Source organism: Streptomyces sp. NPDC021356 (assembly GCF_040641015.1).
Taxonomy (GTDB): Bacteria; Actinomycetota; Actinomycetes; order Streptomycetales; family Streptomycetaceae; genus Streptomyces.
The window spans coordinates 90,133-107,324 of record NZ_JBFACU010000009.1 but is presented as its reverse complement, the minus strand read 5'-3'; the positions used below and the strand labels follow the sequence as shown (position 1 = coordinate 107,324).

Below are 17,192 nucleotides of genomic sequence, written 5' to 3'. Positions count from 1 at the left end.
CGACTCTAGCCTCGGACCGGGCCGACCGGGCCGACCGGGCCGACCGGGCCGACCGGGCCGACCGGGCCGGCCGCGCCGGTTCGCCGCAGGACGCGCAGCGAGCCCGCCACCGACACCTCGGCGAACTCTCCGGACTCCAGGGCCCGCAGGTACACGCGATAAGGCGCCTGCCCGGTGAACTCGTCCACCGGGTCGGGGAACACGTCGTGGATGACCAGCAGCCCGCCCACGGCGACGTGCGGGGCCCAGCCCGCGTAGTCGGCGCCGGCGTGCTCGTCGGTATGGCCGCCGTCGACGAAGACGAGCCCGAGCGGGGTGTTCCACACGGCGGCGACCTGCGGCGACCGTCCGACGAGCGCCACCACGTGCTCCTCCAGGCCGGCCCGGTGCAGCGTGCGCCGGAAGGCGGGCAGCGTGTCCATCAGGCCGATCTCCGGGTCGACCGTCTCCGGGTCGTGGTACTCCCAGCCGGGCTGCTGCTCCTCGCTGCCGCGGTGGTGGTCGACGGTGAGCGCGGTGACCTGGGCCTGCCGCGCGGCGTCGGCGAGCAGGACCGTGGAGCGCCCGCAGTACGTGCCGACCTCCAGCAGGGGCAGCCCCAGCCGCCCGGCCTCCACCGCCGCCGCGTACAGCGCGAGCCCCTCGTCCGTGGGCATGAACCCCTTCGCGGCCTCGAACGCGGCCAGGATGTCGGGCTTCGGTACCGCGGTCATGCGGCGGGTCCTTCCGGTGGTACGGGCGTTCCGGGCGCCCATGCTGCCGCACCCGCTGCCGGGCGGGCGACAGCGGGTGCGGGGGAAGGGGGGAAGGGGGGAGGGGGAAAGAGGCGCCGGGCGTCAGGCGGTGACCGTCTCGGTCGGCAGGGACAGGTCGATGTCGACCGGGCGGTCGTCGCCCGCGTGGGTCGCCGCGGAGGCGTGAGGGCCGTGACCCGAGGCGCGGGCGGCCAGGACGTAGGGGCCCTGGGCCGGGACCGCGAGGGTGTACCTGCCGTCCGCCGTCGAGAGCGTGGCGCCGGCCTGGCGGCCGTGCCGGTCGATCAGCGTGACCTTGGCGCGGGCGACCGGGGCGCCGGTGGCGTCCAGGACCCGGCCGCGGAAGCCCCGCAGCACCTCCTCGGCGTGCGCCAGGCCGGCGTCCTCCTCGCTGCTGGCGCGCAGTTGCGGGGCGGTCGAACGGTTCGGCCGGGGCAGGAAGACGGCGAGCACCAGACCGAGGGCGACGGCGGCGGTGGCGATCAGGAAGGAGACCCGGAAGCCGTGCATCGTCGGGACGGCGACGCCGTTCACGTGGTCGGCGGTGTTGGCCAGCACCATGCCGATCACGGCGCTGGACACCGACGTGCCGATGGACCGCATCAGCGTGTTGAGGCCGTTGGCCGCACCGGTCTCGGAAGCCGGGACCGCGCCGACGATCAGCGCGGGCAGCGAGGAGTAGGCGAGGCCGATGCCCGCGCCCAGCAGGACCGAGGTGAGGACCGTCTGCCAGGCCGCGCTCATCAGGCCGAGGCCGCCGCCGTAGCCGATCGCGATGATCAGCAGGCCGGTGATCAGGGTGACCTTGGGGCCGTAGCGGGCGGACAGGCGGGCGTAGACCGGCGCGGTGAACATCATCGTCAGGCCCAGCGGGGCCACGCACAGGCCGGCGACGACCATCGACTGACCGAGGCCGTAGCCGGTGGCGGCGGGCAGCTGGAGCAGCTGGGGCAGGACGAGGGAGACGACGTAGAAGGCGACGCCGACCATGATCGAGGCGAGGTTGGTCAGCAGCACCTCGCGGCGGGCCGTGGTGCGCAGGTCGACCAGCGGGGCCTTGCTGCGCAGCTCCATCAGGCCCCACAGCAGCAGGACGACGAGCGCGGCGGCGAACAGGCCGAGCGTGGTGCCGGACGACCAGCCCCAGTCGCTGCCCTTGGTGATCGGCAGCAGGAACAGCACCAGTCCGGCGGACAGGCCGAGCGCGCCCGGCAGGTCGAAGGAGCCCTCGGCGCGCATGGGGGACTCGGGGACGGTGAGGAGGGTGAGGGCGATGGACAGGACGCCGAGCCCGGCGGCGCCGTAGAAGAGGGCGTGCCAGTCGGTGTGCTGGGCGACCAGGGCGGCGGCGGGCAGCGCGAGTCCGCCGCCGACGCCGATCGAGGAACTCATCAGGGCCATCGCCGAGCCGAGCTTCTCGCGGGGCAGCATGTCGCGCATCAGGCCGATGCCGAGCGGGATCGCGCCCATGGCGAAGCCCTGGAGGGTGCGGCCGACGATCATGGTGAGCAGCGCACTCGTGAACGCGCTGACGAGCGCGCCCACGACCATGACCGCGAGGCTGGCTATGAGCATCCGGCGCTTGCCGTAGAGGTCGCCGAGGCGGCCCATGATCGGCGTGGCCACGGCGCCCGAGAGAAGAGTGGAGGTCAGGACCCAGGTGGCGTTGCTGGGAGAGGTGCCCAGCAGCTGCGGCAGGTCCTTGATGACCGGGACGAGCAGGGTCTGCATCACCGCGACAACGATGCCCGCGAAGGCGAGCACCGGGACGACGGCCCCGCTCGCGCTCCGGGTGGGCCGGCTGGTCGTCGTGAGCGTCATTGAGGGCGGCCTCCAGGCCTTGAGAAGAGGGATCGGCGATCATCCGTGCGAAGTAAGTGCGGGGTAAACCTCGTACGCCCGGGCACCTATTCCGATGCTTCGGCGTACTAACGAATTCTTGACCGTTCCGAAAGAATCTGACTGGACGTCAGGTGTGGTGGCGGGGAGGCAGCGCACGAGGGGGCAGGGGGTGCGGAAGACGTAGGTCTCCAGGACCAGGCGGCCTGGCGCGAAATCCCGATGCAAGGGGCACGCGTGGCTTGAGACCATGACACTCATGCTCGAAGCCGCCGCCGGCCGCACCCAGGCCACCCGCCGCCGATCCCCCGCACCGCCCACCTGGCTCGTCGTCGCCCTCGCCTGCGCGGGGCAGTTCCTGGTCGTCCTCGACGTGTCCGTCGTCAACGTCGCCCTGCCCTCGATGCGCACCGACCTCGGACTCAGCGGCCCGGGCCTGCAATGGGTGGTGAACGCCTACGCCATCGCGTTCGCCGGGTTCATGCTGCTCGGCGGCCGGGCCGGCGACCTCTACGGGCGCAAGCGGATGTTCCTGGTCGGGCTCGGCCTGTTCACCCTCGCCTCGCTCGGCGGCGGCCTCGCCCAGGAAGGCTGGCAGCTGCTGCTCGCGCGGGCCGTGCAGGGCCTCGGCGCGGCCGTGCTCGCCCCCTCCACCCTGACCCTGCTCACCGCCGCCGTGCCCGAGGGCGCCGCCCGGGCCCGTGCCATAGCCACCTGGACGGCGGTCGGCGCGGGCGGTGGCGCGGCCGGCGGCCTGGTCGGCGGGATCCTCGTGCAGGGACTGTCGTGGCGATGGGTGCTGCTGATCAACGTGCCGATCGGCGCCGTCGTCCTGGCGGGCTCGGCGCGCTGGCTGACCGAGAGCCGTGCGGGTGACCGCAGGCGGCTCGACCTGCCGGGCGCGCTGCTGGTCACGGCGGGCCTGGCCACCCTCGCCTACGGCATCTCGCAGACCGAGGCCCAGGGCTGGACCGCCGCGGCCACCCTGACCCCGCTGCTCGGCGGACTCGCCCTCGTCGCCGCCTTCCTCGCGGTGGAGGCACGCACCGCCGCCCCGCTGATGCCGCTCGCCCTGCTGCGCGTGCGCTCGGTGGCGTCCGCGAACGCGGCGATGCTCGTCTCCGGCTCGGCGATGTTCTGCATGTGGTTCTTCATGACGCTCTACGCGCAGAACGTCCTCGGCTACTCCCCGCTGGACGCCGGACTCGCCCTCGTCCCCAGCTCCCTCGCCGTCGTCCTCGGCTCCAAGATCGCGCCGCGCCTCATGCGGGCGGCGGGCGCGCGCCACGTCGCCGTACTGGGCACGCTGGTGGCGGCGGCCGGGTTCGGCTGGCAGTCGGCGATGCGCGCGGACAGTGCCTACCTGACGGCGATCATGTTCCCCGGCATCCTGATGATGCTCGGCGCGGGCCTGGCCGGCACGCCGCTGGCCGCGCTGGCCACCTCCGGGGCCGCCCCCGGCGACGCCGGGCTCGTCTCCGGGCTCATCAACACCTCGCGCACGATGGGCGGTTCGCTCGGCCTCGCGGTCATGTCCACCCTCGCCGCGTCCCGCACGGCGGGACGCACCACACCGGTGGGCCTGACGGACGGCTACGCCCTGGTCTTCCGCACCGGAACGGCGGTACTGCTCGGCGGAGCCGTGCTGATGCTGGCATGGCTGCCGCGCAGCGCTGGACGGGGGCTCGAGAAGCGGGCGGCGGGCTGAGCGGCTGAGGGCCGAGGGCCGAGGGCTGAGGGCCGAGGGCTGAGGGCTGAGGGCTGAGCGGCTGAGGAATGAGCGACTGCGGGGAGAAAGAGGGCCCGGCGCGGCTCTGGCCGGTGCCGCGCAGGCCCTCGGCGCGCCCCCCGGCGCGACTTCCCCGCGCCGGCGACATGTTCTCCCGCGGCGTCCGCCCCGGCCCCACGCCGCCCGGCACAGGCCGTCCGCGAACCGCGTCGAACACCCGACGAACCCCGTCTGACCTCGCCTTTCCCGGCGTACGCCGCTACTGTCGCGCGCGCCACCGGAACGGGCCCGGCGCAGGGCCTGGCGAGAGGGGAACCGCATGGACCGGGACATCCGTACCGTGGATGACGTACTGCGGCTGCTGGACAGGCTGTTCGCACCTGACGCCGACCGGTGGACGGACGGCGCGGCCGACTGGTGGGACGGCTTCTACGCCGACCGGGCCCGGCCGGTGCCGTTCTTCGCCGCCCGGCCGGACGAGAACCTGGTGGAGTGGCTGGACCAGGGGCTGATCGGCGGGCGCCGCGCCCTGGACCTGGGGTGCGGGCCGGGCCGCAACGCCGTGCACCTCGCCGCCCGGGGCTTCGAAGTGGACGCCGTGGACCTCTCGCCCGCCGCCGTGGCCTGGGGGAGTGAACGGGCGCGGGAGGCCGGTGCCGACGTGCGGTTCCTGTGCGGGGACGCCTTCGGGGCGGCCGGGGACCGGCTCACCGGGCCCTACGACCTGGTCTACGACTCCGGCTGCTTCCACCACCTGCCGCCGCACCGCCGGATCAGCTACCTCGCCCTGCTGGAGCGGGTCCTGGCCCCCGGCGGTCGGTTCGCCCTCACCTGCTTCGCCGCGGGCGCCATGGGCTCGGAACTGTCCGACGCCGAGCTGTACCGCACCTCCCGGCTGCACGGCGGACTCGCCTACACCCCCACGTCACTGCGCCGGATCTTCTCCGGGCTGGGGGAGGTGGAGCTGCGCCGGATGCGCGACGAGGCGGACGGATCGCCGTGCTTCGGGGAGGACTTCCTGTGGACGGCGCTGTTCCGCAAGGAGCCGGCGGGTGCGGGTACGGGCGTGGGTGCGGGTGCGGGTGCGGGTGCGGGCGTGGGTGCGGGTGCGGGTGCGGGTGGGGATGCGGGTGCCGAGGTCGGGGCCGAGGCCGGGACCTGACTCCGTCCCCGTCCCGTCCCCGTCCCGCCCTCGTCCCCCTACAGCCACCCTTGCTGCCGGGCCTCGCGCATCGCCTCCATGCGGTTGCGGGTGCCGGTCTTGCCGATGGCCGAGGAGAGGTAGTTGCGGACGGTGGACTCCGACAGGTGCAGTTTCAGGGCGATGTCGGCGACCGTCGCTCCGTCCACGGACGCCTTCAGCACATCGCACTCGCGGGCCGTGAGCGGGCTCGGACCGGCGCTGAGGGCAGCGGCGGCGAGCGCCGGGTCGACCACCGTCTCGCCCGCCAGTACCCGGCGGATCGCGGCGGCCAGCTCCTCCACCGGCCCGTCCTTGACGAGGAACCCCGCCGCGCCCGCCTCCATCGCCCGGCGTAGATAACCGGGCCTGCCGAAGGTGGTCAGGATGAGCACCCGGCAGCCGGGTGCCTGCTCGCGCAGCTCGGCGGCGGCGTCGAGCCCGCTCCTGCCGGGCAGTTCGATGTCCAGCAGGGCCACGTCGGGACGGTGGGCCAGCACGGCGTCCACGATGGCGTCCCCCGCCGCCACCTGGGCGACGACCTCCATGTCCTCCTCCATACCGAGCAACAGGGCGAGCGCGCCCCGCATCATTCCCTGGTCCTCCGCGAGCAGGACGCGGACGGACTTGGCGGGCCGGTGGTCCCGGGGCATCTCGTTCACGGACCAAGGGTATTGAGTCCACGTCCGTTGGCCGCCGTGCGTTGGTCAACGTCGGTTGGTCAAAGTCGGTTGGTCAACGTCCGTTGGTCAACGTTAGTTGGCAAAGGTGGGTTGGGTGCCGTCGGTTGGTCAACGTCTGTTGGCCTCCGTCCGTGGGCCAACGTTAGTTGGCAAACGTTGGTTGGCAAACGTCGGTAGGCAAGCGTCGGTCGGCTGACGTCGGTTGGCAAACGTCGGTTGGCAAACGTTGGTTGGCAAACGTCGGTAGACACGCGTCGGTCGGCTGACGTCGGTAGGCAAACGCCGGTTGGCCAACGGACGTTGGCAAGCGCCGGTTGGTCAACCGACGTTGGCCCCCCGGCCGTCGGCGGCCGCCCCTCACCCCTCAGTCGCGCCCCCGCCGCCCTTCGTGGCGGCGGCCAGGGCCGCGGCCGTCAGGTCCTCCGTGCTGGTGGGGAGTTGCGCGGTGACCGTGAAGCCGCCGCGCGGTGACGGGCCGGCCCGCAGGGAACCGCCGGCTGCCGAGAGGCGTTCGGTCAGGCCCTTCAGGCCGGTCCCGCCGATGCCGGGCGCGGCCGGCCGGGCGGGGGCGGCCGGTGGGCCGGAGCCGTTGTCCGAGACCGTGAGGCGGACGTGTTCGGCCGCACCGGAGACCGTGATCTCGCAGCGGTCCGCGGCGCTGTAGCGGACCGCGTTCGTCACCGCCTCGCGCACCACCCAGCCCAGCAGCGCCTCCGTCTGCGGGGTCAGCGGCGGTCCCGAGCGGCGTACGACGGGTTCGATGCCGGCGGCGGTCAGCGCCGAACGCGCCCGGTCCAGCTCCGTGCTCAGACTGCCCTCGCGGTAGCCCGTGACCGCCTCGCGGATCTCGGTGAGCGCCTGCCGGCCGACCGCCTCGATGTCGGACACCTGCGTCAGCGCGGCGTCCATGTCCCGGGGCGCCAGGCGCCGGGCCGCCTCGGACTTCACCACGATCACCGACAGGGTGTGCCCCAGCAGGTCGTGCAGGTCGCGGGAGAACCGCAGCCGCTCCTCCTCCACCGCCCGCCGGGCCAGTTCCTCACGGGCCGCCCGCAGCTCCCGTACGGCCTCGCTCAGACTCAGGATCGCGGCCGTCACCATGGTCGACAGGAACGTGGCGTAGGCGATGTTGATGCCGTCCCAGCCCTCGTGGAAGGCGGCGACGAAGCCGGAGAACACCGCCAGCGACATGCCCGTCCGCCCAAGCCAGGGGCCCCGCATGATGGAACCTGCCGCCAGCCCCAGCAGCGGGAAGAACAGCAGCCAGTTGCCGCCGTAGCCGAGGCCCAGCGCGGTGGTGACCAGGCCCATCAGCAGCAGCGCCGTCCGTGTCGCGGTCGCCTCCCGCCGCTTCCTGTCGAAGGCGTTGAAGACGACGTAGATGTACAGCGAGTTGAAGACGAGCAGGCCCAGGCCGCCGATCCACGGGTTCGGGGTCCTGCCCTGGAAGATGTTGGAGAGCGAACCCAGCCCCATCAGCAGCCACGGCAGCAGGGCGAAGCCGGTGGGCGGCGGCCCCGGGTTCTCGGGCACCCGCCCGGCCTTCTGCGCGGCCTTCCAGTCGGCCTTCAGCTGCTCCTTGTTCTCCTTCCAGAGACGCTGCGCCTCCCGCGCCTCCCCGACGGCCTCCCGCCACGACTCCACCTGGCACGAGACACCGCGCGCCCACTTCATTCCGTTCCCCCGATCAGACGGTTTCCGCGTTGCGGCGGTAAGACAGCACAGCGTACGAACCGAACGCGACGAGCCGGCCCGCCAGCACGAGGATGGCACTCATGGCCGGGGCATGCCCCTCGGTGATCGCGACGCCGACCTGCGCGAACCGGTTCGTCGGCGTGTACGCCGACACCGAGCGCAGCCAGCGCGGGAAGAGGTCGACCGGGAACCACAGGCCGCCGAGCACCGCGAGCCCCAGGTTGCACACGATGTTCGCCACGGCCGTGGTCTGCGAGGTCAGCCCGTAGCCGTTGCCCAGACCCAGCAGCGTGAACGGGATCGAGCCCAGCCACAGCAGCAGCGCCGTCAGGACCCACTGCCACACCGCCAGGCGTACGCCGTTGACCAGGCCGCCCGCCAGCAGCACCACGCAGACGGCGGGCAGCACCGTCACCGCCGCGCTCAGCGCCCGGCCGACGACCACCTCGCGCGGGGGGCATCGGCGTCACCCTGAGCTGCCGCAGCCAGCCCAGTGCGCGGTCCTCGGCGACCCCGCCACCGGTGTTGAGCGTGGAACCGACCGCGCCGTAGGCGGCCATGCCCACCATGGCGGCCGTCCGCCAGGCCCTGTCGCCGTCCTCGCCGATGTTGGTGAACAGCAGGTACATCATCACCGGGACGGCGACCCCGCCGATCAAGAACCCGGTGCGCAGCGTGCGGCGCACCTCCAGGCGCACGTAGTCCCACATCAGACCGCCTCCCGTTCGTGCGCAGCACCGTCGTCGCCGTCGGCGGCGGCTGTGGTCAGTGCCAGGAACGCCTCGTCCAGTGAGGCCGGGGCGACCTCCAGGCCGCGGATCGCGTCCAGCCCGGCCAGGGCGACCACCGTCGCGTCCGGGTCGTCGGTGCGCAGCCGCGCCCGGTCGCCGCGCACCTCGAGGGAGCGCACCCCCGGCAACAGCTCCAGGCCGGCCGTGGTGCGTCCGGCCAGGTCGAAGGCGGCCAGGCTGCCGCCCGCCGCGTGCCGCAGCTCCTCCCCGGTGCCGTCCGCGACGACGCGGCCGCGGTCCAGGACGAGGATGCGGTCGGCGTACGCGTCCGCCTCCTCCAGGTAGTGCGTGGAGAACAGCACCGTGCGCCCGCCGCGCGCATACGCCCGCATCGCGTCCCAGAAGGCGTGCCGCGCCTCGACGTCGAGGGCCGCCGTCGGTTCGTCCAGGACCAGCAGTGCCGGGCTCCCGGCGAGCGCCACCGCGAACCGCACGCGCTGCGTCTGGCCGCCGGAGAGCCGGTCCACGCGCCGCCCGGCCAGCCCGGCGATCCCGGCCAGTTCCAGCGCCCGGGCGACGGGCAGCGGATCGGGGTAGCGACCCGCCACGAAGCCCACCAGCTCGCCGACCGTGACCCGCGGCACCGCCCGCCCCTCCTGGAGCATCGCCCCGGCCAGCCCGGCCCGCACCGCCTGCTCGGGCGGCGCGCCGAACGGCTCCACCGAGCCCGCGTCGGGCGCGCTCAGCCCCAGCAGCAGCGAGATCGCCGTCGACTTGCCTGCGCCGATGGGGGTGCCCCCTGCTCTTCGGAGCTTGGGGGAGGCCAAGGAGGGCCACCGTCTCGCCGCGCATGATGTCGAGATCGATGCCGTCTACGGCACGTACCGCGCCGTAGACCTTGGCCGTCCCCCTGAAGGACACGGCACTTCGTGTCTGTGTCATGACAGCGACGCTACGGATCCGGGCCGGGCCTACGGCAGATGCGCTTGTACGGACTCGGACGGGACGTCCGCACCACCCCGGGCAGGACAAATGTCACGGCGGCACCGGCGCCGCCGCCCCCGCAACTGATCCCCCGTCAGGAACTTCACGGGCCGGGAGCCCCGGGTGTACAGAGAGGCATGCCCATCGACGCAGCCCGCGCCCTCGCGGCCGCACCCCGCACCCGTGAGATCTCCTGGACGCCCCGGGACGTCCAGCTCTACCACCTCGGCCTCGGCGCGGGCGTCCCCGCGACCGACCCCGGCGAACTGCGCTACACCCTGGAGACCCGGCTGCACGTCCTGCCCAGCTTCGCCACCGTCGCCGGCGGCGGCGCACCCGGCGTGATCGGCGCCCTGTCCATGCCCGGCATCGACGTCGACCTCGCCCGCGTGCTGCACGGCGGCCAGTCGCTGACCGTGCACCGCCCGCTGCCCACCGCGGGCACCGCCACCGCCACCAGCCGGATCACCGCCGTCCACGACAAGGGAACGGCGGCCGTCCTCGTCCTGCGCACCGAGGCCGCCGACCCCGGCGGACCGCTGTGGACCGAGGAGGCGCGGATCTTCGTACGCGGAGAGGGCGGCTGGGGCGGCGACCGCGGCCCCGCCGCCCGGCCAAAGGCGCCCGCGGGCGCCCCGCTGCGCACCGTGGAGCGGCCGGTACGCGAGGACCAGGCCCTGCTGTACCGCCTGACCGGCGACGGCAACCCGCTGCACGCCGATCCCGCCTTCGCGCGGGCCGCCGGGTTCGACCGGCCGGTCCTGCACGGCCTGTGCACCTACGGCATGACCCTGAAGGCGGTCGTCGACACGCTGCTCGACGGGGACGTGACCCGGGTGTGCTCCTACGGCACGCGCTTCGCCGGGGTGGTGTACCCGGGGGAGACCCTGCGCGTACGCATGTGGCCGTCACCATCTCTGCCACCGTCGCTGCCGCCGTCCCTGCCGTCGCCGTCGCGGGGGTCGGCGTCGGGGTCGGGGTCGGGCAGGGTGCGGGTGGTGGTGAGCGCTGTGGAGCGTGAGGACGCGCCCGTGCTGGCCGACACGGTCGTCGACCACGACTGAGCGGACGGCCCGCCGACCGGACCGGGACGCGGAACGGCCCCGTCCTCCTGAAAGGACGGGGCCGTGCGCTTCGCTCTCCGCGCTGTCAGGCCGCCACTTCGGTCTGCTCCTCGCCCGTCTTGCGGTGCCGGCCGCTGGGGGCCGTCTCGCCGTCCCGGGAGGAGACCGGGCCGCGGTGCCTGCCGTGGCCCTTGGCGTCCTTGACATCGGTCGTGAGCTGCTGGGTCGTGCTGGCGTCGGTCATCGGAAAGAACTCACCCCGTCAACATCATCTTTCGTACAGCCGGGCGAGTGTAACCGGCACACCTCGGGCGAAATCCAGGCGGCCACGCCAACCGGCACGAGTTCGTTACCTGCCCGCTACGCGCCCTGTCACCGGGCCCGTCATCCGCCCTGTGCGCGCGGCCTGTTGGAGGGTCACGGGACGGGGGGCGACCGGTGTCGGAGGCTCCGGTTCCGGAGGCTGGGGGAGGCCGTCGGGCGGGGGCGGGGCGGAGGTCGGGAGGGCGGCGGAGGGGTGCGGGGACCGCGCGTTCGCCGTGCGCGGGCCGACCGTCTGCTGGTGCGGACCCTGCGGTGTCTGCGAACGCTGTGGCGCTTGTGAGTGCTGTGGTGCGTGCGAGGGCTGTGCTGCCTGCGGGGTCTGCGCGGGCGGTACGGGGTGTGGGTTGCCGTCGCCGGGGTCGGTGTCCCACGGGCCGCCGTCCGGCCCGCCCCCAGGTCCGCCGTCCGCTGCGCCCGCCGGGGCCGGGAGTGCCGACGCGCGGCGCACCGGCACCCACCGCGCCCCGCGGATCCCCGGGGACGCCCGGCGGGCCGCCGGGAGCGGCACCGGAAGGGGCGCGAGGGCGGGAGGCATGGGCCCGGGGCGGGCGGCCGGGGCAAGAGCCGCCGGAAGAGGCGACGGAAGGGCCGGCGGAGGGACCGGGGGGAGGGCCGGCGGAGGGGCCGGGGGGAGGGCCGCCGGCAGGGGGCCGGGCAGGGCCGCCCGCGCGTCCGCCGGTTCCCTCGCCGAGGCGGTCCAGCGCGCCACCCCGCACGGCACCGCGCCCGTGCTGAACGGCAGCCGCAGCGTGCCCTCGTCCGTCCACACCCCGGCACCGGTCAGCCACCCCTCGGGCGCGGACACGTGACGTAGCCGCCGCTCCGCGGGCCGCCACACGCCGACCCAGTCGCCGAACGGGCCGTCGCAGCGCAGCGCCACCGCGCACTGCTCAGGAGTCAGCACCTGCCCCGGCTGGATCGCGAACGGCGTCACCACGCAGTCGGGCAGTTGCAGGCACCGGGGGAACCGGACCGGCAACGTGCTGCCGAGCACCCCCCACCCCAGCCGGGCACGCCCGGGGGAGGGAGCGTCCGAGCGGATCAGCAGCAGCCCGCTGTCGGGGTCGGCCAGGAGCAGCCGGTCGTCGCTGTGCGGAGCGATCTGGAGCAGCGGCGACACCTCTCCGCCACCTCCGAGGTCCACCACGACCGCTTTGGTACGCCCGCCGGTCCGCCGGTCCAGGGCCAGCATCCGCCCCGCCCGGTCCAGCCAGACCCCGCCCGAGCAGTGGCCCGGCACCTCGGCCAGCAGCTCGGGCCCGAAGGCGCCGCCCGCCACCAGCCACACGGCAGAGGACAGGGGCCCCACCGCGAGCGCGTACGCCCGCTCGCCGCCGGGTGCGCAGGGCAGCAGCCGCATCCGGGTGCGGTCCGGGCACTCGACGGCGCCCAGCGGCAGTTCGCCGGTGCCGGGGTCGGTGGGGTACAGCAGGGAGAAGGTGTGGCGGCCCTCGACCAGGCGCCGGATGAGGACCCGGCCGTCGCTCATCGGCTGCACCTCGGTGCCGGGTTCCTCGGGCTGGTCGGCGGGCAGCGGCACCGCGTACGGCTCGGGGCCGTCCAGCGTCCAGCGCTCGGGGTACCAGGAGCCGCCGCTGCGGGCGAGCCGGGCGGCGTAGGCGCCGTCCACCGTGATCGCGCAGCCCGCCGCCGGTCTCGCGCCGTCCTCGCCCGCCGCCGAAGGCGGTGGGGCGCCCTCCTGTTCAAGTGCTGCCGAGAGCCCCGGAGAGGCACAGACTGTCATTATTCGGTCACCTCCTGTGAGGACGCTAGTTTTCGTACGCACAGGCGGAGGACCGGCGGGCGGGCGCTTCACACATACGGGTGGCCCAGGAACGATTCGCCTGAGAAAAGCGGAACGTTTGTGCTGAAGGAAAACGAAACTGCTGTGCGACCCCGAGCCCCGGACGGACCCCCGACGGACCGACGGGACCCGGACGGATCCCCGGACTGAACGCGGCGTGACTCATCCGGGACCCGGCCGGGCTCCGGTCGGGCTTGGATGGGCTCCGAGCGGAAGCCGGGCGGGCTCCGAGCGGAAGCCGGGCGGGACCCTGACGGGACCCTGACGGGACCCTGACGGGAACTGCGGGTCCGCCCCCGACCGGCTCCGACCGGACCTCGACCGCGCCCCCACCGGACCCCGACGGGACCCCGATGGGCCTCCGGGCCGGACCGCGGGCCGGACCCCGGGCCGGTCCCGGACGGGACCCCCGGCCGGGACGACTCCCCCCGAGGCGGCGGCACCGGTTCAGCCGCGCCGAACACCCAGGTAGCCTTGCACCCGTGCCCCGTCTGTCTGAAGTCATCGCCGCGCTGGAGACCCTGTGGCCCGCGGAGCGGGCCGAGTCCTGGGACGCGGTCGGCACCGTCGCGGGCGACCCCGGCCAGGAGGCCGGCAGGGTCCTGTTCGCCGTCGACCCGGTCCAGGAGATCGTCGACGAGGCGGTGAAGCTGGGCGCCGACCTGCTCGTCACCCACCACCCGCTCTACCTGCGCGGTACGACGACGGTCGCGGCCTCCACCTTCAAGGGCCGCGTCGTGCACACCCTCATCAAGAACGACATCGCGCTGCACGTGGCCCACACCAACGCCGACACGGCCGACCCGGGCGTCAGCGACGCCCTCGCCGGGGCGCTGGACCTCAGGGTCGTACGGCCCCTCGTCCCGGACCCGGGCGACCCGGAGGGCCGCCGGGGACTCGGCCGGGTCTGCGCACTCGACCACCCGCTGACCGTGCGCGAACTGGCCGCCCGCGCCGCCGAGCGGCTGCCCGCGACCGCGCAGGGCATCCGCGTCGCCGGCGACCCCGAGGCGGTCGTCCGCACGGTCGCCGTCAGCGGCGGCTCCGGCGACAGCCTCTTCGACCACGTACGGGCCGCCGGCGTGGACGCCTTCCTCACCGCGGACCTGCGCCACCACCCGGCCTCGGAGGCCCGCGCCCACAGTCCTCTCGCGCTGCTCGACGCGGCGCACTGGGCCACCGAGTGGCCCTGGTGCGAGCTGGCCGCAGCCCAGCTCGACGAGATCTCCGACCGGCACGGATGGGGCCTGCGCGTCCACGTCTCCAAGACGGTCACCGACCCCTGGACCGCCCACGCGGCGTCCACCGCCACCACCGACGAAACACCGGGAGCCCCCAACTGAACGCCGCGCCCGCCGACCAGATCCGACTCCTCGACGTCCAGGCCCTCGACGTCCGCCTGCAGCAGCTCGCGCACAAGCGGAAGTCGCTGCCCGAGCACGCCGAGATCGAGTCGCTGACCAAGGACCTCACGCAGCTGCGCGACCTGCTCGTGGCCGCGCAGACCGAGGAGAGCGACTGCGCCCGCGAGCAGACCAAGGCCGAGCAGGACGTGGACCAGGTGCGCACCCGCGCCGGCCGCGACCAGCAGCGCCTGGACTCCGGTGCGGTCACCTCCCCGAAGGACCTGGCCAACCTCCAGCACGAGATCGCCTCCCTCGCCAAGCGCCAGGGCGACCTGGAGGACGTCGTCCTGGAGGTCATGGAGCGCCGCGAGTCCGCGCAGGAGCGGGTCGCCGAGCTGACCGAGCGCGTCGGCTCCGTCCAGGCGAAGGCCGACGACGCCGCCGCCCGCCGTGACGCGGCCTTCGAGGAACTGGACGGCGAGGCCGCCTCCGTGACCAAGGAGCGCGAGGTCGTCGCCGCCTCCGTCCCCGCCGACCTGCTCAAGCTGTACGACAAGCTGCGCGAGCAGCAGGGCGGCATCGGCGCGGCCAAGCTGTACCAGCGCACCTGCCAGGGCTGCCGCCAGGAGCTGGCCATCACCGAGCTGAACGAGATCCGCGCCGCCGCCGCCGACACGGTCGTGCGCTGCGAGAACTGCCGCCGCATCCTGGTGCGCACCGCCGAGTCGGGCCTCTAGGCGCCGAAGGGGCCGCGGACGTGCGGGAGTTCATCGTCGAGGCCGACGGCGGGTCACGGGGCAACCCGGGGCCCGCGGGCTACGGTGCGGTCGTGCTCGACGCGACGACGGGCCAGGTGCTGGCGGAGGCCGCGGAGTACCTGGGCACCGTCACCAACAACGTCGCCGAGTACCGCGGCCTGCTGGCCGGCCTGCGGGCCGCGCACGGCCTGGACCCGGCGGCGACGGTGCACGTCCGCATGGACTCCAAGCTCGTCGTCGAGCAGATGTCCGGCCGCTGGCAGATCAAGCACCCGGCCCTGCGACCGCTCGCCGCCGAGGCGGCCCGGGCGTACCCGGCCGAGCGGGTCACGTACGAGTGGATCCCGCGCGAGCGCAACAAGCACGCCGATCGCCTCGCCAACGAGGCGATGGACGCGGGCGCCCGGGGCGAGCAGTGGTCGCCGTCGACGTCGACGGCGGAACTGGACGCGGGGACACGGGGGGCGCAGGCACCGGCCGCCGCCGCGGCACGACCCACCCCGACGGCCCGTACGAACGCTTCGGACGCGTCAGGTGCATCGGGCGCGGCACCCGCCTCGGACGCCGCGGGTACGGCGATGCCCGGCGCCGTCGCCGAGAGGCCCGGCACCGCCGGGGCGCAGCCCCCCGCCACCGACGAGGAAGGCGTCGCGATCGGCGCCGAGCCCGCAGGCGCCGCCTCCGGCCCGAGGCCGGACGCTGCCGAAGCGCAGGCCGTTGCCGCCGACGCGGAAGGCGGTGCCTGCGGCCCGCGGGCCGCAGCCGGACCCCGGCCGGCCGCTGCCGACGTGCAGGCTGCCGGCGACGCTCACGCCGTCGCCGCAGACGCGGAAGGCGCCGCCTCCGGCGCGAAGGCCGACGCCGACGCGCGAGCCGCCGCCGATGTGCGGGCCGTCGCCGACGTGCGGGCCGCGCGGGCGGTCTCCGGCGCGCAGGCCGCCGTCGCCGGGCCGAGGCCGGACGCTGCCGAAGCGCAGCAGGCCGTTGCCGCGCCCGGGTGGGCGCCCGCTGACCTGGGGGCGCCGGCCACGCTCGTGCTGCTGCGGCACGGGGAGACGCCGCTGACCCCGCAGAAGCGGTTCTCCGGCAGCGGCGGCACCGATCCCTCGCTCTCCGCCATCGGTCGCGAGCAGGCCGAGAAGGCGGCGGTGGCGCTGGCCCGGCGCGGCACGATCCAGGCCGTGGTGTCCTCCCCGCTCGCCCGCACCCGCGAGACCGCCGCGATCGTCGCCGCCCGCCTCGGCCTTGCGGTGACGGTCGACGACGGGCTGCGCGAGACCGACTTCGGGGCCTGGGAGGGGCTCACCTTCGCCGAGGTGCGCGACCGCCACCCGGCCGACCTGAACGCGTGGCTGGCCTCCCCGGACGCCGAACCCACCGGCGGCGGCGAGAGCTTCGCGGCGACCGCCGTGCGGATCGCCGCGACCCGGGACCGGCTGGTCACCGCCCACGCCGGGCGCACCGTCCTGGTCGTCACCCATGTGACGCCGATCAAGACGTTCGTCCGTCTCGCCCTCGGCGCCCCGCCGGAGTCCCTGTTCCGGATGGAACTCTCGGCGGCCTCGCTGTCGGCGGTGGCCTACTACGCGGACGGCAACGCGAGCGTCCGGCTCCTCAACGACACGTCCCACCTGCGCTGAGCCCCGCCGCCTCGCGGGCCAGCCGTTCGATCCGGGGCCAGTCGCGGGCGGCGAGCGCGTCCGCCGGGACCATCCAACTGCCGCCGACACAACCGACGTTGGGCAGTGTCAGGTACTCGGGGGCGATGCCGGGCCCGATGCCGCCGGTCGGGCAGAAACGCGCCTGGGGGAGCGGCCCGGCCAGCGACCTGAGGTAGGCCGTGCCGCCCGCCGCCTGGGCCGGGAAGAACTTCATCTCGCGCACCCCGCGCTCCAGCAGCGCCACGACCTCCGACGCGGTCGACACCCCGGGCAGGAACGGCACACCGGACGCCGTCATGGCCGACAGCAGGGTGTCCGTCCAGCCGGGGCTGACCAGGAACCGCGCGCCCGCGTCCACGCACTGGGCCACCTGCGCGGGCGTGACGACCGTACCGGCGCCCACCACGGCGTCCGGCACCTCGGCGGCCATGGCCCCGATGCCTTCCAGCGCGGCCGGCGTCCGCAGGGTCACCTCGATCGCGGGCAGCCCCCCGGCGACCAGCGCCCGGGCGAGGGGCACCGCGTCGGCGGCGTCCTCCAGGACGACGACGGGCAGGACGGGGGCGAGGTCCAGTACGGAGGCAGGCAGAGATGCGGGCATGGCGCCATCCTGCCCGCCCGGAACACCCTGCGCAAAGG

13 protein-coding genes and 2 pseudogenes are annotated in these 17,192 nt (G+C 74.6%); 6 read left to right on the top strand and 9 right to left on the bottom strand.

What is annotated here, in order from left to right:
• Positions 1-5 precede the first annotated feature (5 nt).
• A complete protein-coding gene (locus tag AB0G56_RS14270) occupies positions 6-713 on the bottom strand; it encodes a class I SAM-dependent methyltransferase (protein WP_360968648.1) in 708 nt (235 codons plus the stop codon).
• A gap of 123 nt (positions 714-836) precedes the next feature.
• A complete protein-coding gene (locus tag AB0G56_RS14265) occupies positions 837-2,576 on the bottom strand; it encodes an MFS transporter (RefSeq protein WP_360968645.1) in 1,740 nt (579 codons plus the stop codon).
• 268 nt (positions 2,577-2,844) lie between these two features.
• Between AB0G56_RS14265 and AB0G56_RS14260 the strand changes: the two genes are divergently transcribed.
• On the top strand, positions 2,845-4,302 hold the full coding sequence (locus AB0G56_RS14260) for a DHA2 family efflux MFS transporter permease subunit (protein WP_360968642.1): 1,458 nt from the start codon (positions 2,845-2,847) through the stop codon (positions 4,300-4,302).
• Between the two features lie 340 nt (positions 4,303-4,642).
• The gene (locus AB0G56_RS14255; protein ID WP_360968640.1) at positions 4,643-5,485 is read left to right on the top strand and encodes a class I SAM-dependent methyltransferase; all 843 of its coding nucleotides are present in this window, start codon (positions 4,643-4,645) and stop codon (positions 5,483-5,485) included.
• Between the two features lie 38 nt (positions 5,486-5,523).
• Here AB0G56_RS14255 and AB0G56_RS14250 read toward each other — a convergent pair whose 3' ends face one another.
• From AB0G56_RS14250 to AB0G56_RS14235, 4 genes and pseudogenes are all read right to left on the bottom strand, one after another.
• A complete protein-coding gene (locus AB0G56_RS14250; RefSeq protein WP_360969094.1) occupies positions 5,524-6,156 on the bottom strand; it encodes a response regulator transcription factor in 633 nt (210 codons plus the stop codon).
• Positions 6,157-6,543: 387 nt separating this feature from the next.
• Positions 6,544-7,860 (bottom strand): sensor histidine kinase, encoded by a 1,317-nt coding sequence (locus AB0G56_RS14245; protein WP_360968637.1) that lies wholly within the window; start codon positions 7,858-7,860, stop codon positions 6,544-6,546.
• A gap of 13 nt (positions 7,861-7,873) precedes the next feature.
• A pseudogene (locus tag AB0G56_RS14240) lies at positions 7,874-8,591 on the bottom strand (ABC transporter permease).
• A pseudogene (locus AB0G56_RS14235) lies at positions 8,591-9,554 on the bottom strand (ABC transporter ATP-binding protein). Before AB0G56_RS14235 ends, AB0G56_RS14240 begins: the two co-directional pseudogenes overlap by 1 nt.
• 179 nt (positions 9,555-9,733) lie before the next feature.
• On the opposite strand from AB0G56_RS14235, the gene AB0G56_RS14230 reads away from it, so the two are divergent.
• A complete protein-coding gene (locus AB0G56_RS14230; protein ID WP_360968634.1) occupies positions 9,734-10,660 on the top strand; it encodes a MaoC/PaaZ C-terminal domain-containing protein in 927 nt (308 codons plus the stop codon).
• An 85-nt stretch (positions 10,661-10,745) separates the two neighbouring features.
• On the opposite strand, the gene AB0G56_RS14225 is transcribed toward AB0G56_RS14230, so the two are convergent.
• The gene (locus AB0G56_RS14225; RefSeq protein ID WP_360968631.1) at positions 10,746-10,904 is read right to left on the bottom strand and encodes a hypothetical protein; all 159 of its coding nucleotides are present in this window, start codon (positions 10,902-10,904) and stop codon (positions 10,746-10,748) included.
• A 105-nt stretch (positions 10,905-11,009) separates the two neighbouring features.
• On the bottom strand, positions 11,010-12,728 hold the full coding sequence (locus AB0G56_RS14220; RefSeq protein ID WP_360968629.1) for a hypothetical protein: 1,719 nt from the start codon (positions 12,726-12,728) through the stop codon (positions 11,010-11,012).
• A gap of 542 nt (positions 12,729-13,270) precedes the next feature.
• On the opposite strand from AB0G56_RS14220, the gene AB0G56_RS14215 reads away from it, so the two are divergent.
• The 3 genes from AB0G56_RS14215 to AB0G56_RS14205 are packed head-to-tail and all read left to right on the top strand — an operon-like array spanning position 13,271 to position 16,532.
• On the top strand, positions 13,271-14,131 hold the full coding sequence (locus AB0G56_RS14215; protein WP_360968626.1) for a Nif3-like dinuclear metal center hexameric protein: 861 nt from the start codon (positions 13,271-13,273) through the stop codon (positions 14,129-14,131).
• The gene (locus AB0G56_RS14210) at positions 14,128-14,871 is read left to right on the top strand and encodes a C4-type zinc ribbon domain-containing protein (RefSeq protein WP_360969091.1); all 744 of its coding nucleotides are present in this window, start codon (positions 14,128-14,130) and stop codon (positions 14,869-14,871) included. The genes AB0G56_RS14215 and AB0G56_RS14210 overlap by 4 nt, the downstream gene beginning before the upstream one ends.
• Before the next feature lie 20 nt (positions 14,872-14,891).
• Positions 14,892-16,532, top strand: a complete 1,641-nt coding sequence (locus tag AB0G56_RS14205; RefSeq protein ID WP_360968623.1) for a histidine phosphatase family protein — start codon at positions 14,892-14,894, stop codon at positions 16,530-16,532.
• On the opposite strand, the gene AB0G56_RS14200 is transcribed toward AB0G56_RS14205, so the two are convergent.
• A complete protein-coding gene (locus AB0G56_RS14200; RefSeq protein WP_360968620.1) occupies positions 16,507-17,154 on the bottom strand; it encodes a bifunctional 4-hydroxy-2-oxoglutarate aldolase/2-dehydro-3-deoxy-phosphogluconate aldolase in 648 nt (215 codons plus the stop codon). The genes AB0G56_RS14205 and AB0G56_RS14200 overlap by 26 nt on opposite strands.
• Between the last annotated feature and the right edge of the window lie 38 nt (positions 17,155-17,192).

Bases quoted from the DNA above. Each gene is read 5' to 3' on its own strand.
- AB0G56_RS14230 (WP_360968634.1), top strand. From the start codon at position 9,734: ATGCCCATCGACGCAGCCCGCGCCCTCGCGGCCGCACCCCGCACCCGT.
- AB0G56_RS14270 (WP_360968648.1), bottom strand. From the start codon at position 713: ATGACCGCGGTACCGAAGCCCGACATCCTGGCCGCGTTCGAGGCCGCG.
- AB0G56_RS14225 (WP_360968631.1), bottom strand. From the start codon at position 10,904: ATGACCGACGCCAGCACGACCCAGCAGCTCACGACCGATGTCAAGGAC.
- AB0G56_RS14255 (WP_360968640.1), top strand. From the start codon at position 4,643: ATGGACCGGGACATCCGTACCGTGGATGACGTACTGCGGCTGCTGGAC.
- AB0G56_RS14260 (WP_360968642.1), top strand. From the start codon at position 2,845: ATGACACTCATGCTCGAAGCCGCCGCCGGCCGCACCCAGGCCACCCGC.
- AB0G56_RS14250 (WP_360969094.1), bottom strand. From the start codon at position 6,156: ATGCCCCGGGACCACCGGCCCGCCAAGTCCGTCCGCGTCCTGCTCGCG.
- AB0G56_RS14265 (WP_360968645.1), bottom strand. From the start codon at position 2,576: ATGACGCTCACGACGACCAGCCGGCCCACCCGGAGCGCGAGCGGGGCC.
- AB0G56_RS14245 (WP_360968637.1), bottom strand. From the start codon at position 7,860: ATGAAGTGGGCGCGCGGTGTCTCGTGCCAGGTGGAGTCGTGGCGGGAG.
- AB0G56_RS14200 (WP_360968620.1), bottom strand. From the start codon at position 17,154: ATGCCCGCATCTCTGCCTGCCTCCGTACTGGACCTCGCCCCCGTCCTG.
- AB0G56_RS14220 (WP_360968629.1), bottom strand. From the start codon at position 12,728: ATGACAGTCTGTGCCTCTCCGGGGCTCTCGGCAGCACTTGAACAGGAG.